Origin of the sequence: Pseudomonas sp. I8001 (assembly GCF_013385345.1) — a bacterium.
GTDB lineage: Bacteria > Pseudomonadota > Gammaproteobacteria > Pseudomonadales > Pseudomonadaceae > Aquipseudomonas.
Genome location: NZ_JACAQC010000009.1, coordinates 1 through 16,414, shown reverse-complemented (window position 1 = coordinate 16,414; position 16,414 = coordinate 1). Strand labels below are relative to the sequence as shown.

The 16,414-nt window shown below is 61.7% G+C and carries 12 protein-coding genes; 8 read left to right on the top strand and 4 right to left on the bottom strand.

Annotated features, from left to right (window positions below; genetic code table 11):
* Window positions 1-63: 63 nt before the first annotated feature.
* The 4 genes from HX839_RS08490 (at window position 64) to HX839_RS08475 (ending at window position 5,256) form a co-directional block, all read left to right on the top strand.
* The gene (locus HX839_RS08490) at window positions 64-684 is read left to right on the top strand and encodes a heme acquisition protein HasA (protein WP_003215551.1); all 621 of its coding nucleotides are present in this window, start codon (window positions 64-66) and stop codon (window positions 682-684) included.
* 176 nt (window positions 685-860) lie between these two features.
* Window positions 861-2,603 (top strand): type I secretion system permease/ATPase, encoded by a 1,743-nt coding sequence (locus HX839_RS08485; RefSeq protein ID WP_177020962.1) that lies wholly within the window; start codon window positions 861-863, stop codon window positions 2,601-2,603.
* Entirely contained in the window at window positions 2,600-3,931 is a 1,332-nt protein-coding gene (locus HX839_RS08480; protein WP_177035970.1) for an HlyD family type I secretion periplasmic adaptor subunit, read from the top strand. The genes HX839_RS08485 and HX839_RS08480 overlap by 4 nt, the downstream gene beginning before the upstream one ends.
* Window positions 3,928-5,256 (top strand): TolC family outer membrane protein, encoded by a 1,329-nt coding sequence (locus HX839_RS08475; protein ID WP_177020964.1) that lies wholly within the window; start codon window positions 3,928-3,930, stop codon window positions 5,254-5,256. Before HX839_RS08480 ends, HX839_RS08475 begins: the two co-directional genes overlap by 4 nt.
* A 164-nt stretch (window positions 5,257-5,420) precedes the next feature.
* Here HX839_RS08475 and trmA read toward each other — a convergent pair whose 3' ends face one another.
* Complete coding sequence (gene trmA, locus HX839_RS08470; RefSeq protein ID WP_177035971.1) at window positions 5,421-6,500, bottom strand: tRNA (uridine(54)-C5)-methyltransferase TrmA; 1,080 nt, start codon at window positions 6,498-6,500, stop codon at window positions 5,421-5,423.
* Window positions 6,497-7,792, bottom strand: coding sequence for an NCS2 family permease (locus tag HX839_RS08465; protein WP_003215557.1), 1,296 nt, complete (start codon window positions 7,790-7,792; stop codon window positions 6,497-6,499). Before HX839_RS08465 ends, trmA begins: the two co-directional genes overlap by 4 nt.
* Before the next feature lie 200 nt (window positions 7,793-7,992).
* On the opposite strand from HX839_RS08465, the gene HX839_RS08460 reads away from it, so the two are divergent.
* The 4 genes from HX839_RS08460 to HX839_RS08445 all read left to right on the top strand — a co-directional run bounded on the left by HX839_RS08460 (window position 7,993) and on the right by HX839_RS08445 (window position 12,242).
* Window positions 7,993-8,445, top strand: coding sequence for a DUF4879 domain-containing protein (locus tag HX839_RS08460; protein ID WP_102605484.1), 453 nt, complete (start codon window positions 7,993-7,995; stop codon window positions 8,443-8,445).
* A gap of 106 nt (window positions 8,446-8,551) precedes the next feature.
* Window positions 8,552-9,076: a (2Fe-2S)-binding protein gene (locus tag HX839_RS08455; protein WP_003215562.1), complete on the top strand. Its 525-nt coding sequence runs from the start codon at window positions 8,552-8,554 to the stop codon at window positions 9,074-9,076.
* Window positions 9,073-10,062, top strand: coding sequence for a xanthine dehydrogenase family protein subunit M (locus HX839_RS08450; RefSeq protein WP_177045455.1), 990 nt, complete (start codon window positions 9,073-9,075; stop codon window positions 10,060-10,062). The genes HX839_RS08455 and HX839_RS08450 overlap by 4 nt, the downstream gene beginning before the upstream one ends.
* Entirely contained in the window at window positions 10,059-12,242 is a 2,184-nt protein-coding gene (locus HX839_RS08445; protein ID WP_177066947.1) for a xanthine dehydrogenase family protein molybdopterin-binding subunit, read from the top strand. The genes HX839_RS08450 and HX839_RS08445 overlap by 4 nt, the downstream gene beginning before the upstream one ends.
* 61 nt (window positions 12,243-12,303) lie before the next feature.
* On the opposite strand, the gene HX839_RS08440 is transcribed toward HX839_RS08445, so the two are convergent.
* Window positions 12,304-14,811, bottom strand: coding sequence for a membrane-targeted effector domain-containing toxin (locus tag HX839_RS08440; RefSeq protein WP_256344697.1), 2,508 nt, complete (start codon window positions 14,809-14,811; stop codon window positions 12,304-12,306).
* 143 nt (window positions 14,812-14,954) lie between these two features.
* Complete coding sequence (locus HX839_RS08435; protein WP_003215571.1) at window positions 14,955-16,193, bottom strand: MFS transporter; 1,239 nt, start codon at window positions 16,191-16,193, stop codon at window positions 14,955-14,957.
* Between the last annotated feature and the right edge of the window lie 221 nt (window positions 16,194-16,414).

Genomic DNA, 16,414 nt, shown 5'->3' with positions numbered 1-16,414 from the left:
TGGGCAAAAAGTGCGCTGTATGAGCGTGCTGATCAATCGTGTTGTTTATAACGAGGTTAAGTGATGACTATTTCTGTTAGTTACGAAGCTGCGCTCGGTGCTTACTCCGTCTCGGACTACCTGACCGACTGGGCACTGGGGTTCAACACTGCGGGTCACGGCAGCAGCAACACCGGCGGCTTCAGCAACGGCTCCCTGAGCGGCGACCAGTATTCGACCCACGGCGCCAACAATTCCGACTACGCCTTCATTGCCGACAGCAACACCAGCAACGGCCTGCACTACGTATTCAACCCGGCGCTGCCAGCCAGCCACAACGAAAACCACTACCTGTGGGGCAACCTGGATAACGTTCAACTGGGCACCGGCCTGGGCGGCGGCAATGGCAGCGACTTCACCCTCGATGCGTTCAAAGTGGCTTTCAACGGCCTCGACTTGAGCGCGGCACAAGGTGCAGGCCGCGTCGGCAATGACGTTCAGAACGTGATCTACAGCCTGATGCAAGGCAACACCTCGGCACTGGAAACCGTGCTCAACAACCTGCTGGACGACTTCGGCCTGTCCACCGCCAACACCTTCGACGAGATCTCGGCCGGCCTGGCAGCACACGCTACGGCAACCACCACCGACGTCGCCCTGGTAGGCGTGCAGGACGTTGCACAGGACTGGGCACTCGCTGCCTGATGTGGCTGCGCAATGAAAAAAGCGAATGGAAGATCGCTCTCCCATTCGCTGCGTAAACCCCGTCGTCGCCGTGAGTTTCGAAGGCCAGGGCGACGGCGGTGACAAATTCTGCGCAGCGGCGCGTGGCGTGTCAAACGCGGGCGGCGCTTCCCGATTTCCCCCATGAGACTCCCTCGATGCGCCATGCCGGCAACGAAACCCTGGCCGCTCTCACGGCCTATAAAAGTGGCTTCCTCAACATTGGCTTGTTTTCGGCAGTGATCAACCTGTTGATGCTGGCTCCGGCGCTGTACATGTTGCAGGTCTACGACCGGGTGCTGGCCTCCGGCAACTCGATGACCCTGTTGATGCTGACGCTGATGATCCTTGGCTTGTTCGGCTTGATGGGCGCGCTGGAGTGGGTGCGCAGCCAGGTGGTGATCCGTCTTGGCACACAGATGGACATGCGCCTGAACCAGCGGGTGTACGACGCCGCGTTCGAGGCGCAACTCAAGGGCGGTACCCAGGCGGCTGGGCAGGCGTTGAGCGACCTGACGACCTTGCGCCAGTTCGCCACCGGCCAGGCGCTGTTCGCATTTTTTGATGCGCCGTGGTTTCCGGTGTACTTGCTGGTGATCTTCCTGTTCCACCCCTGGCTCGGCGTCCTGGCGCTGGCCGGTGCGCTGATGCTGATGGCGCTGGCGTGGGCCAACCAGCACATCTGCCAGGCACCGTTGACTCAGGCCAATCAGCTGTCGATCAGCGCCAGCCAGCAGGCCACGGCCAACCTGCGCAATGCCGAAGCCATCGAAGCCATGGGCATGCTGGCAACCCTGCGTGCGCGCTGGTTTGCCCAGCACCAGGCGTTTCTGGCGGCGCAGAACCTGGCCAGTGAAAAGACCGCTGCCATCAGTGCCTGGTCCAAGGGCGTACGCCTGGCGTTGCAGTCATTGGTCCTCGGTCTGGGTGCATTGCTGGCGGTGCAGGGGGCGATTACGCCGGGCATGATGATCGCCGGCTCGATCCTGATGGGGCGGGTACTGAGCCCTATCGACCAACTGATCGGCGTGTGGAAACAGTGGAGTTCGGCGCGCCTGGCCTATGACCGTTTGACCCTGATGCTGGCGGCCAACCCGGCGCGCACCGAGCGCATGAGCTTGCCGGCGCCCAGCGGCCAGTTGACGGTCGAGCAGGTAAGCGCGTGTGCGCCTGGCAGTCGTCGGCCTGCATTGGCCAACCTCGGGTTCAGCCTGCCTGCCGGTGACGTGCTGGGCGTGATCGGGCCTTCCGGTTGCGGCAAGTCGACCCTGGCGCGGTTGCTGGTGGGGGCCTGGGCGCCCTTGGCCGGCAAGGTGCGGCTCGACGGCGCGGACCTGGCGCAATGGGACAAGCAGCAACTCGGCCCGCACATTGGGTATCTGCCCCAGGACATCCAGCTGTTCGCCGGCAGCATTGCCGACAACATCGCGCGTTTCGACACCGTGGATTCGGACAAGGTGCTCGCTGCCGCGCAAATGGCCGGCGTGCATCAACTGATCCTGCAGTTGCCCCAAGGCTACGACACCCAACTGGGGGAGGGCGGTGCCGGGTTGTCCGGCGGGCAGAAGCAACGTGTCGCGCTGGCGCGAGCGCTGTACGGCGTGCCTGCGCTGATCGTACTGGATGAGCCCAATTCCAATCTCGATGAGGCCGGCGAGCAGGCCTTGCTCCATGCCATCACCTTGCTCAAGGCGCAGCGTCGCACGCTGGTGCTGATCACCCACAAGACCCCTGTGCTGGCGTTGACGGACCAATTACTGATTCTGCGGGACGGCCAGTTGCAGGCGTTCGGGCCCACGGCGCGGGTGCTGGAGGCCACGCAGAAACCGGCGACCGCGCCGCCCAAACCGGTGTCGGCGATGAGCATGAGCTACCGCCTCGGTGAAGGAAAAAAAGCATGAGCCGACCTGTGCTTGTGACGGACAACAGCGTGCCGCCGGTGAACAACGTGCTGGCGCTGGACGATAAAAAATACGCGCGCCTGGGCTGGTTGCTGGTGCTCGGCGGGTTTGCCGGGTTCCTGGGCTGGGCCGCGCTGGCACCGTTGGACAAGGGCGTGGCGGTGTCCGGCAAGGTCATGGTGTCGGGGCACCGCAAGACGGTGCAGCACCCCGCGGGCGGGATCGTCGAGCGGATCGAGGTGCGCGATGGCGAGGTGGTGAGCGCCGGCCAGGTATTGATCCGCCTGAAGGAAACCCCGTTGCGCGGGCAGATGCAGTCTTTGCGCAGCCAGTTCATTGCGTCCCGGGCCAGCGAAGCGCGCTTGAGTGCCGAGAGCGAAGGCTTGTCGGCCATCGTCTTCGGTCCCGAACTGCTGAACGAGCCTGAGGCCGCCGCCACCTTGAGCCTGCAACGGCAACTGTTCAGCAGTCGCGCCCAGGCCCTGGCCACGGAGCAGCAAGGCCTGCGGGAAACCATCGCCGGGGCCGAGGCACAATTGCGCGGCACCCGGGAATCCCAGGCCAGCAAAGTGCTGCAACGCACCGCGATGAATGAACAACTGCAAGGCCTGCGCGAGCTGGCGCGGGACGGCTACATTCCGCGCAATCGGCTGCTGGAAAATGAACGGCTGTATGCCCAGCTCGACGGTGCGATTGCCGAGGATTTCGGCCGCATCGGCCAGTTGCAACGGCAAGTCCTTGAACTGCGCCTGCGCATCCGCCAGCTCGGCGAAGACTTCCAGAAAGACCTGCGCGGCCAACTGGCCGAAACCCGCACCCGCAGCGACGACTTGCGCAACCGGTTGGCCTCGGCCGAATTCGAACTGGCCAACAGCCTGGTGCGCGCGCCGGCGACTGGCGTGGTGGTGGGGCTGGAGGTGTACACCGAAGGCGGCGTGATCAAGCCCGGCCAGGCGCTGATGGACATCGTGCCCCAGGGCGAACCACTGCTGGTGGAAGCGCGGGTGCCGGTGCAGATGGTCGACAAGGTGCACCCGGGCTTGCCGGTGGAGTTGCTGTTCTCGGCGTTCAACCAGAGCACCACCCCACGCATTGCCGGTGAAGTGACGCTGGTGTCGGCCGACCGCCAGGTCGACGAGCGCACCGATGAGCCGTATTACACCTTGCGCGCCCAGGTCAGTGCAGCTGGCATGCGCCAGCTCGACGGCTTGCAGATTCGCCCGGGCATGCCGGTGGAAGCGTTCGTCAAAACCGGTGAGCGCTCGATGCTCAACTACCTGTTCAAACCCTTGATGGATCGGACTCACATGGCGTTGGTGGAAGAATGAAGGCGCTGTTATTCGGTCTGTGTTGTGCCTGCAGTGGATCGGTTCAGGCGCTGGGATTGCTCGACGCCTATGACTTGGCCCTGCGCAACGATCCGACGTTTCAGGCGGCAATCCAGGAGCGCGAGGCCGGCGAGGAAAACCGCATCATCGGCCGCGCCGGGCTGTTGCCGAACCTGTCCTGGAGCTACAACAACTCGCGCAATGAATCCGAAGTCACCCAGTCGACGGCGGTGGGCAACGTCACCAGCGACCGCGATTACCGCAGCTATGCCTCGACCCTGACCCTGCAACAACCGCTGCTCGATTACGAAGCCTATGCGCGCTATCGCCAGGGTGCAGCGCAGGCGCTGTTTGCCGATGAACGCTTTCGCAGCAAGAGCCAGGAACTGGCCGTGCGGGTGTTGAGCGCCTACAGCCAGGCATTGCTGGCCCAGGAGCGGATCGAGCTGAGCCGCGCCCAGAAACGCGCGTATGCCGAGCGCCTGCAACTCAATGAACGGCTGCTCAAGGGCGGCGAGGGCACCCGCACCGATGTGCTGGAAACCCAGGCACGCCTGAGCCTGGCCCAGGCCGAAGAGATCGAATCCCTGGACACCCAGGACGCAGCCTTGCGCGAGCTGGAAGCGATTGTGGGCCAGCCGTTGCAGATAGACGAGTTGGCGCCGCTGACTCGCCAGTTCGAGATCCCGCCGCTGGAGCCCAACCGTTTCGAGACCTGGCGGGAAATGGCAATGGCCAACAACCCGGAGCTCAAATCCCAGCACCACGCGCTGGACGTCGCCGAATACGAAGTGGAGCGCAAGCGCGCCGGGCACATGCCCAAGGTCAGCCTGTATGCGAGCAGCCGCCAGACCAGCTCGGATTCGGAAAGCAGCTACAACCAGAAGTACGACACCAACAGCGTCGGCATCCAGGTCAGCCTGCCGCTGTTCGCCGGTGGCTCGGTGTCGGCGTCGACGCGCCAGGCCGCCAATCAACTGTCCCAGGCGCAATATGAACTGGACGCGCAGACCGCCAGGACGCTGATCGAACTGCGCAAGCAATTCAACCTCAACACCAGCGGCGCGGCCAAAGTGCGGGCGTATGAAATGGCGGTCAGCTCGGCTACCGCCCTGGTGACGGCGACGAAGAAAAGCGTGACCGGTGGCGAGCGCGTCAACCTCGATGTGCTGGATGCCGAGCAGCAACTGTTCACGGCACGCCGCGACCTGGCGGATGCGCGGCATGCGTATCTGCTGGCGCGGATACAACTGAAGTATTTTGCAGGGTTGCTGAACGAGCAGGATCTGCGGGCGTTGGCGGGGTATTTCCAGCCATCGGCATGATGGCTATATCGGCTAACACACCGATCCACTGTGGGAGCTGTCGAGCCTTGGCGAGGCTGCGATGGCGGCGGGACTGATGACATTTTTTCTGTCTGACCCACCGCCATCGCGGCCTCGCTAAAGCTCGACGGCTCCCACATTTTGATCTTTGCAATGCTGGGGATTTAACGCCGGGTCAGCAACACACCCGATTCCATGTGGTGCGTCCACGGGAACTGGTCAAACATCGCGCACTGGGTAATCCGGTGCGTGTCATGCAGTTGCGCAATGTTCGCCGCCAACGTCTCCGGGTTGCAGGAGATGTACAGGATGTTCTCGAAGCGCCGGGTCAGCTCGCAGGTGTCCGGGTCCATGCCGGCACGCGGCGGGTCGACAAACACGCTGCCAAACTCGTAGCTCTTGAGGTCGATGCCGTGCAGGCGACGGAACGGCCGCACTTCATTCAAGGCCTCGGTCAGCTCTTCGGCAGACAAACGCACCAGGGTGACGTTATCCACCGCGTTTTCATCGAGGTTGTTCAGCGCCGCGTTCACCGAAGTCTTGCTGATCTCGGTGGCCAGCACTTTGCGCACGCGAGTGGCCAGGGGCAGGGTGAAGTTGCCGTTGCCGCAATACAGCTCCAGCAAATCGTCACTGCGGTCGCCGAGCGCTTCGTACGCCCAGTTGAGCATCTTCTGGTTCACCGTGCCGTTGGGCTGGGTGAACGCGCCTTCAGGCTGGCGATAGCTGAAGGTGCGACCGCCGACGTCGAGTTTCTCGACCACGTAATCGCGGCCGATCACATCGCGCTTGCCCTTGGAGCGGCCGATGATGCTGACGTTCAGGTCCGCCGCCAGCTTGTTCGCCGCCGTATGCCAATGCTCGTCCAGCGGGCGGTGATAGCACAGGGTAATCATCGCGTCGCCGGCCAAAGTGGTGAGGAACTCCACCTGGAACAGCTTGTGGCTCAGGGCGGCGCTGGCTTGCCAGGCGGCCTTGAGTTGCGGCATCAATTGGTTGATGCGCAGGCTGGCAATCGGAAACTCTTCAATGAGGATCGGTGTGCGCTTGTCGTCCTGGGAGAACATTGCGTAGTGGCGCTGACCCTCTTCGCGCCACAGGCGGAACTCCGCCCGCAGGCGGAAGTTCTGCAACGGCGAGTCGAAAACCTGAGGCTCTGGCGCGTCGAACGGCGCCAGCAGGTCACGCAGGCGCGTGACCTTTTCTTCCAGTTGAACGGTGTAGCTTGCGGCGTCAAAAGTCATGCGTTGAACCAGCCCAGCTTGATCACAAACAGAATCGACAGGATCACCAGCGCCGGGTTCAGCTCACGGTAGCGGCCCGAAAGCAGCTTGATGGCGGTCCAGGCGATGAAACCGAAGGCAATGCCGTTGGCGATGGAATAAGTGAATGGCATCGCCAGGGCGGTGATCACCACCGGTGCGGCGACGGTGATGTCGTCCCAGTCGATTTCGGCCAGGCCCGAGGTCATCAGTACGGCGACGAACAGCAGCGCCGGTGCGGTGGCGAAGGCCGGGACGCTGGCCGCCAGTGGCGAAAAGAACAGCGCCAGCAGGAACAGGATCGCGACCACGACGGCGGTCAAACCGGTACGGCCACCGGCGCTCACGCCCGCCGCCGATTCGATGTAGCTGGTGGTGGTCGAGGTGCCCAGCAGCGAGCCGGCCATGGCCGCCGTACTGTCAGCGATCAGCGCACGGCCCATTTTCGGCATGTGGCCGTCCTTGCCCATGAGACCCGCGCGCTTGGCGACGCCGATCAGGGTGCCGGAGTTGTCGAACAGGTCGACGAACAGGAACGCGAAAATCACGCTCACCAGGCCGATGTCCAGGGCGCCTTTGATGTCCAGTTGCAGGAAGGTCGGGGCCAGCGAAGGTGGCATCGACATCACGCCGCCGAACGGGGTGAAGCCCAGCACGATGGAGGCGATGGTCACCACCAGGATGCCGATCAATACCGCGCCGCGCACTTTCAGGGCTTCCAGCGCAACGATCAGCGCGAAGCCGAGGGTGGCGAGGATCGGCGCGGGTTGTTTCAGGTCGCCCAGGCCCACCATGGTGGCCGGGTTGCTGACCACGATGCCGGCGTTGTGCAGGGCGATCAACGCCAGGAACAGGCCGATACCCGCCGCAATCGCCGAGCGCAGGGGCAGCGGGATGCTGTTGATGATCCATTCGCGGATGCGGAAGATCGACAGCAGGAAGAACAGCACTGCCGAGATGAACACCGCGCCCAGCGCTACTTGCCAGGTGTGGCCCATGTGCAGGACCACGGTGTAGGTGAAGAATGCGTTGAGGCCCATGCCCGGTGCCAGGGCAATCGGGTAGTTGGCGATCAGGCCCATCACGGTGGAACCGATGGCCGCCGCGAGGCAGGTCGCGACAAAGACCGCGCCCTTGTCCATGCCGGTCTCACCGAGGATGCTCGGGTTGACGAACAGGATGTAGGCCATGGCCAGGAAGGTGGTGACGCCCGCGAGAATCTCGGTGCGCACATTCGTGTTGTGTGCCTTGAGTTGAAACAGCTTTTCCAGCATGCCTGCTCCCTGTGACGCTATTTTGCGTCGTTATTTGTTGACCTCTAAGTCAAAGCACAAACTGCGCCAAGCGCCTGTGGTTCCAGAGAGGATCGGAAAAAGCGGCGCATCATACCAGCAGCCGAGGGCCTGTGGCGCATAGGCTTGATCATGGCCTTGAGGCATACTGCGCCGACGTTTATTACAGGGTCATCGACAGCATGAAAAAAGCCAGCGCCTGGAGTCTAGCTCTGTTCGGTTGCATCGGCCTGTGGCTCGGTGCGGCACCGGCGTGGGGCGCGCCTGCACCGGCGTTGAGCGAGGTGCGGGTATTCAAGGTTCAGTCGGCCAAGTGCACTGAAACCATTCCCGAGCGGGCCGACAGCACCCAGATGTGCACGCACCGCGGGCAGACACTGGTGTACGTGATGGAAGTCGGCCTGGGCAACAGCTCCCAGGCATTTTTCGACGGCGCGTCGGTGCCCCGTATCAGCACCACCGCCATCTGCCAGGTGGGTTCCATCAGCCAGCCATGCAGCGGCGCGGGAACGTTGATGGGCTACATCTATACGTTCCAGCTGGATAATGTCGAAGCCGGCGGCACGTTCCAGTACAGCAACACCTCGATCAACCCACCGCGCAACCAGTTGGTCACCACCCTCGGCATTCGCTGATCGCCACCCATCAATTGCCTTGAACGCTCATAACCCCGGGAAGTCGTACCGCTAAGACGGCGACTTCCCAGAACGCCGCGATTGCACACCAATCCGTGAGGTGTTTATGAGCGCAACCCCCAATGGCGCGGCGGCCAAGCCGTTCGTCAGTCATCCGATACGCCTGACCCTCAATCGGGACCCCATTCAACTGGATGTATTGCCCTGGACCACCCTGCTGGACCTGCTGCGCGAGCAACTGGACCTGACGGGCACCAAGAAGGGCTGCGACCACGGCCAGTGCGGTGCCTGCACCGTGTTGCTCAACGGTAAGCGGGTGAACGCCTGCCTGACCCTGGCGGTGATGTGCGACGGTGCCGAGTTGACCACCATCGAAGGCCTGGCCTCGGGCGACGACCTGCACCCGATGCAACAGGCCTTTATCAAGCACGATGCCTTCCAGTGTGGCTACTGCACGCCGGGGCAAATCTGCTCGGCGGTGGGCCTGGCCCGTGAAGGCCGCGCCCACGACACCGCGCAGATCCAGGAACTGATGAGCGGCAACCTTTGCCGCTGCGGCGCCTACAACAACATCCGCGATGCCATCGAAGAAGCCTTGCCGGCGTGCCGCGTGCAGGGAGGTGAGCAATGAATCCCTTCCATTACAGCAAGCCGGCCGACGTGCAGGAGGCGGTGCACCTGGTCAGCCCGGCGTCGCGGTTTATCGCCGGTGGCACCAACCTGCTGGACCTGATGAAAGAGAACATCAGCCGCCCGGAGCACCTGATTGATATCACCGGGCTGCCACTTCGCGACGTGGAAGAAACTCCCGGGGGCGGCTTGATGATCGGTGCCCTGGTGAGCAACGCCGACCTGGCCTGGCACCCGCTGATCGAGGAACGCTACCCGCTGCTGTCCCAGGCCATCCTCGCCGGCGCCTCGCCGCAATTGCGCAATATGGCCAGTACCGGCGGCAACCTGCTGCAACGCACCCGTTGCTACTACTTCTATGACGCCGCCGTGCCCTGCAATAAACGCGAGCCCGGCAGTGGCTGCCCGGCGCGGGTCGGTTTGAACCGCATCCACGCGATCCTCGGCGCCAGTGACCAGTGCGTCGCCACCCATCCTTCGGACATGTGCGTGGCCCTGGCCGCCCTGGATGCGCGGGTGCATGTGCAGGGCCGGGGTGGTGCGCGGGTCATCGAGTTCGCCGACTTTCACCGGCTGCCGGGCGATGCACCCCAGCGGGATAACCAGTTGGCCGACGACGAACTGATCACCGCCATCGAGTTGCCTGCCGACCACCTGGCTGCCCACAGTCACTATCTTAAAATCCGTGACCGGGCTTCCTACGCCTTCGCCCTGGTATCTGTCGCGGCGGCGCTGGAGCTGGATGGCGATGTGATCGTCGACGCCCGCCTGGCCCTGGGCGGCGTCGCCCACAAGCCATGGCGTGATCGCGCGGTGGAAGCCGCGCTGATCGGCCAGTCCGTCAGCCGCGAAACCTTCAGCACTGCCGCCGAAACTCTGCTGCTGGACGCCGAGCCGCTGGAGCACAACGGCTTCAAGATCAAACTGGCACGCCGCGCGATCATTCGCGCCCTGAGCGATGCCGCTGTTGCAGGAGCCACGTCATGAGCGCAATCGGCAAACCGTTGGACCGGGTCGACGGTCTGCTCAAGGTCACCGGGCAAGCGCGCTATGCCGGTGAGTTTCCCGAGGATGGCTTGCTGCACGGCAGCGTGGTGTCGAGCAACATCGCCAAGGGCCGGGTCATCCGCATTGATGCGTCCCAAGCCCTGGCGCTGCCCGGTGTGGTGATGGTGCTTGATCACCTCAACCGCCCGAAACTGGCCAGCTACGACGACAGCTACGCCGATGCCGATGCTGCCGACGGCTCGCCGTTTCGCCCGCTGTACAACGACCGCGTGCTCTACAGCGGCCAGCCGTTGGCATTGGTGATTGCCGACAACCTGGAGCTGGCGCGCCACGCCGGTTCCCTGGTGCAGATTGAATACGCCGCCGAGCCTGCCGAGACCGATCTGCTGGCCTTGCAAGAGCAGGCGCACCCGTCGCCGCAAACACCGCCCAAGCCGCGCGGCAACTTCCAGGCCGAATGGGCCGGCGCCGCCACCCGCCTGGACCTGCACTACAGCACGCCCATCGAACACCATAACCCCATGGAACCCCACGCCAGCACCGTGCTTTATCAGCCGGACGGCACCCTGCATATCCACGACAAGACCCAGGGCCCGCAGAACTGCCAGGCCTATGTGCAGAAAGTCTTCGGCCTGGATAAAAGCCAGGTGCGGATCTTCGCCGCGTTCGTCGGCGGCGCCTTTGGTTCAGGTCTGCGCCCGCAGTACCAGTTGCCGCTGGCAGTGATGGCATCGCTGGCCCTGAAGCGTTCGGTGCGCGTCACCCTCACGCGCCAGCAGATGTTCACCTTCGGTTATCGCCCGCGCACCTTGCAGCGCCTGCAACTGGGTGCTGCCGCCAATGGCCGCTTGCTTGCCCTGGGCCACACCGCCATCGGCCAGACCTCGCGCTTCGAGGACTTCAGCGAACACGTGGTGGAATGGAGCGGCATGCTCTATCGCTGCGATAACGTGCTGCTGACCTACAAGCTGGTGCCGCTGGACGTGTTCACACCGCTGGACATGCGCGCTCCCGGCGCAGCGCTGGGGGTGATCGGCCTGGAATGCGCCATGGATGAACTGGCCTGCGCCTTGGGCATCGACCCGGTGCAATTGCGGCTGATCAACTATGCCGAGCGCAATCAGAACGAAGACAAGCCCTGGTCCAGCAAAGCGTTGCGCGAATGCTACAGCGAAGGTGCCGAGCGTTTTGGCTGGAGTCAGCGCAACCCGGAGCCGCGAAGCATGCGCGATGGTCGCCAACTGATCGGTTGGGGCATGGCCGGCGGGGTGTGGGAGGCCCTGCAAATGAAAGCCAGCGCCAAGGCGCGGATCGACCACCTGGGCAAGCTCACGGTCAGCAGCGCCACCACCGATATCGGCACCGGCACCTACACGGTCATGGCGCAGATCGCCGCCCAGGCCAGCGGCGTGCCGGTAGGCGATGTGACGTTCCTGCTGGGGGATTCATCGCTGCCGACGGCGCCATTGCAGGGCGGCTCGTTTACCGTGTCGTCGGTGGGCAGTGCGGTGCAACAGGCCTGTGAAGCGTTGAACGCCAAGCTGTTGGACATTGCACGCAAGACGTACCCGGCGTTCAAAGACGCTGAGTCGGCGCGGTTTGAGAATGGCCAGCTGCACGCCGGTGACCAGCGCATCTCCCTGGCGCAATTGGTGCAAGACAGCGGCGAGCAGGCGCTGGAAGTGCAGGTGGATTGCGAGCCGGGCAAACAGCGCGAAGGCTATGCCTCTGCCACGCATTCGGCGGTGTTTGTCGAAGTGCGGGTGGATGAGGACCTGGGCACCATCAAGGTCAGCCGGGTGGTCAGCGCGATTGCGGCCGGGCGGGTGGTCAATCCGAAGATGGCCCGTAGCCAGATTCTCGGCGGTGTGGTCTGGGGCATCGGCATGGCGTTGCATGAGGAGACCCAGGTCGATCACGCATTGGGTCGCTCCATGAACCACAGCCTGGCCGAATACCACATTCCGGTAAACGCGGATATCGGCGAGATTGATGTGCTGTTTGTCGAAGAACACGACGAGATCGCCAACGCCCTTGGGTCCAAGGGCGTCGGCGAGATCGGGATTGTCGGGGTGGCGGCGGCGGTGGCCAACGCGGTGTATCACGCCACCGGCAAGCGGGTGCGGGACTTTCCCGTCACCCTCGACAAGGTGCTCTAGCACTCACTTCGGATGGAGTGTGCGCCACTACCCTTGCCCGGCGGAATTACAACCCCAGGCTTTATAGCTCCATGTAGATTTCTGTATTGTCTCGCGATTGAATGACCGAGGGCCCTTTGTTGGGGGGCGCTGTATCCACGGAAACCCCCGTTGAACCGGTCAATTCAGAAATCCCGCGAACAGGCGGTTCGCCGTCATAGGTGAACACATGGTCGCTGCCAACGCGGGCGACCCACTTTGCCTGGGGGTTTGCGGCCTGATCGCTCTCGATCATTTTGGCCGCATAGTAGTTCATGTTTTTAAGGCGCGTCGATTTAGGCTCTACAGAGGGCACATCAATCGCTTTCACGCGAATGCCATGTGCCCGCATTTTTATCAAAAGCTCTCGGTTGGTGTAGTTACCATGCCCGCTGTGGGCTCGGTCAATTAATTTCAAGTTTGCTCTTAATGGCGCAGAAAACTCACCCGTTTCGTAAAAATGATCCAGATCGGGTTGAAGCGAATGATCGAAGCCCTCCGAGTACAGAGTTTTGACCTGGTTATTCTGCAGTTCGCCGGCATTATCAATAAGCAGGCGCAGCCCGGCAGATTGGGAATGATCCTCCCCAACAATCATGCCGTCTGATTTTTTGTAGACTGTGTCGATAACCTTTGGCGCGGTCGCGTCGTGGGGTAGTTCTGGGTGAACGGGACGATCCTTGGTTTTGGCTTTTTTATGATAGCTGTCGGCGTCTTTTTTCAACTGTTTATCTATTTTTTCGCGCGTCTTTGAAGATGAAGGTTCTCCTTTCGCCGGATAGTCATAAGCACCGGGGTCAAAGGGTTTAGTCGTGGAGCTTGCCGATTGCCATGGCCACTTTATGCCCCCTGGCCCATTGATCGGTTCCCAGGCGCCGTCCCCAGTGGAGTGGACGGTTATTACAGGTTTCCTGGTAATGGGGTCGATAACGTTGACATAGCCGTCACTGAGTTTGAATTTGCCGTCGATCTCATACACATGGCTGATATTCTCCGCATCGCTCATCCGTATGAACCACCGATCTGCGCCTTCTGGGCCTTTGACTTGATATATGCCTTTGGCGTTGGCGTGGGCCCCCGAGATCAATTGTTCACCCTGCGCCGCGGCGTGGCTGGTGATGTCGGACCATTGAGATGGGCGCAGACGATTTACCTCGGGGTCAGCGCGATCCGCAGGCGTTGCTGGATCTTGCTCGGTGCCACTCGGACCAGAGTTCTCACCTGGATTTTTGAAAGGCTCTGCAGGCTTGGCATCAGGCGCAGGGGGGGTGTATTGATTGGTCTTGCCGTAAGGCTCACGGGGGGCGAGTGGTCCTGGCAGGTTTTTCCTGGCAGGACTTTCCGGTTTCAGTGCAAGCCCATCGGCCAGATCTCTTTTCTCCTGATCGCTCATTGGCTCATTTCGAAGGGCTTTCGCCAATAACGCGGAGAGCGACCTGGCCTGGCCATAGTAAGGGACAAATCCTTGGGCGGTGTCACCGACGCTATGTAATACGGAGTCCATGGTCGGTTTATCGACGCCGAACACCTTGCCGATCTGATTATTCTTGTTCAGATCCAGCAGTAGTGCGCTGAAGGGGTTGTCCAGGTACCGGTCTATAGTGTCCGCGGTGTTTTTATTCACGCCTAGCTGTAGCAAAACGTCCTTGACCCCGGAAAAGGGGTGCTCAAGGTGATTGAGAAGCTCATCGTAGAGCCCCCTGATATCGTTCGCGCCTACATTACTGGCGGCTTCATTCAAAACCTTTTTTTTGAATGCTTGCTCTGTTATCGCAATAAGTGGCTTGTGGGTGTTCAAGCCATCCTTAACAAAATAGAAGTTGTTCTGTTTATCTTTGCCCAGAAAGTTTCCGTAGGCGTCATATTCAAAAAAGACCGTTCCACCGTCAGGTCGTTGCCCAGAGTAAAGCGTCCTGCCCTCGGGCGACGTGCGCTCCTCTTTAAGATGCGTCAAACCGTTAACAGCAGCCGGTGGCGCAGACGTTTCCTTATCCAGGCGCGCGAAAATATCGCCGCCCTCATTGGCATAAGGCCCGACAATGGCATTGATATCGTTGTCTTTGTAGCGCGTCATCGTATCGACGACGTGTGCTTTTTTTGCAGAGCTTCCACCCTCTGCGAAGTGCTGGCTGAATATTTCCAGTTGCTTGGGGTCATTGGCCAGTGTCTTTAACCATCGATTCATGTCTTCGACTGTATTGAAGGCATGAAACGAGCTCCCTTCTTTTTCTGGAATAAAAAGTACGACGTTGGGGGCGTTGGACACGGGGGGGGTACGTTGTATAAAAACGATGTCCTTGGCTTGGATACCGTCGACAGCGAACGTCTTGACTTGGACGTTGGGCAGCCCCTTTTTGCCCGGCCACATCACCGCGTCAGCCATTTGATTAACTTCAGGACTCATGCGCCCGGTATTCAGCTCGTTTGCCAATCGCTCCGTGAACCGATCCTTGCTGGTTTGGAGGGTATAGCTGTCATTGGGGACATCCCAGGATGCGCTCTGCGAAAGAGTGGGCGGGGTTGTCCGAATAGATGTGCCAGCAACGGTCATTTTGATTCTCTGTCAAGATTAAAGGTTTACGGTGTCGCGGGAGTTTTCCCGCGACGTCGTAACCCTTGAGTGATTCTGACGTAAGAAATCGTTCCATCTCGCCTGATACACACCGACGCAACAGGCGGGCCCCCCTTGCCGGCTTATGCCCTGGCCTGTTCCACCGGCACATGCATGCGGTCGCGGTTGGCCAGGGTCGGGAACAGTTTGATCCAGACCCCGGTCACCACCAGCGTGCCGATGCCGCCCATGACCACGGCGGGCACGGTGCCGAACCAGTGGGCGGTGATCCCGGACTCGAACTCGCCCAACTGATTCGACGCGCCGATAAACAGCCCGTTGACCGCGCTCACCCGGCCGCGCATTTCGTCCGGGGTTTCCAGTTGCACGAACGAGGCGCGGATCACCATGCTGATCATGTCCGCTGCGCCCAATACCACCAGCACCGCCAGGGAGAACCAGAACGAGGTCGACAGGCCGAACGCGATGGTGGCTACGCCAAACACCCCGACCGCCGTAAACATGATCCGCCCCACATGCCGGTCGACGGCAAACCGCGCCAGCCACAACGACATCAACAACGCCCCGACCGCTGGTGCCGAGCGCAGCAGCCCAAGGCCCCACGGCCCGGTCAGCAAAATGTCCTTGGCAAACACCGGCAGCAAGGCCGTGGCGCCGCCCAGCAATACGGCGAACAGGTCCAGGGAAATCGCGCCGAGGATATCCGGCCGACTGCGGATAAAACGAATCCCGGCCAGCAACGAATCCATGGTCGCCTTGGCCTTGTTCAGCGGCGTCTGGCGCGCGGGCAGGTTGAGGGTCAACACGCAGGCGATCAGGTACAGCACCACCGTGGGGCCGTACACCCAGACACTGCCGAAGGCGTATAACAAACCGCCCAACGCTGGCGCCACGATGGTGGCCAGTTGCTGTGCCGACTGCGACGACGCCACCGCGCGGGGGAACAGTGCCGTGGGCACGATGCTCGGCAGCAGGGCCTGGGTGGTGGGCATTTCAAACGAGCGGGCTGCGCCCAGCAGGAATGCCAGGATAAAAATCATCTCGCGGGTGACATTGCCGGTCAGTCCGCCGATTGCCAGGGATAGCGCGATCAACGCTTGAACGGTCTGGCAGATGGCTGCGACCTTGCGCCGTTCATAGCGGTCGGCCACATGGCCGGTGTGCAGCATGAACAGTACCCGCGGTACGAACTCCACCAGGCCGACCAAGCCCAGGTCCAGCACGTTGCCGGTCAGTTGGTAGAGGTTCCAGCCGATGGCCACGGTGAGCATCTGGAAACCGCTGGCGGTGAAGATCCGCGCCAGCCAGAACGCGATGAAAGGGCGGTGGTGACGTAACAGCAGCGCGGGTTCACTGGGCATCGGGGAGACGGGTCTGGGTGGGGGAACGGTGAGGTTATCACCAACTTGTAACCAATAGTTGCGTGGTGGGTTGGGGGGTATGAGATATGTTCAGTCTGGCTGAGTACATATCCGTTTCTTCGGTAACGGCCACTTATGGTTCCGCTCTTACAGCGGGTCACTTTTGGCAAACGCCCGGAATGCCGGCCCAGCCAAAAGTAACCAAAAGGTCTTTGCCCCAC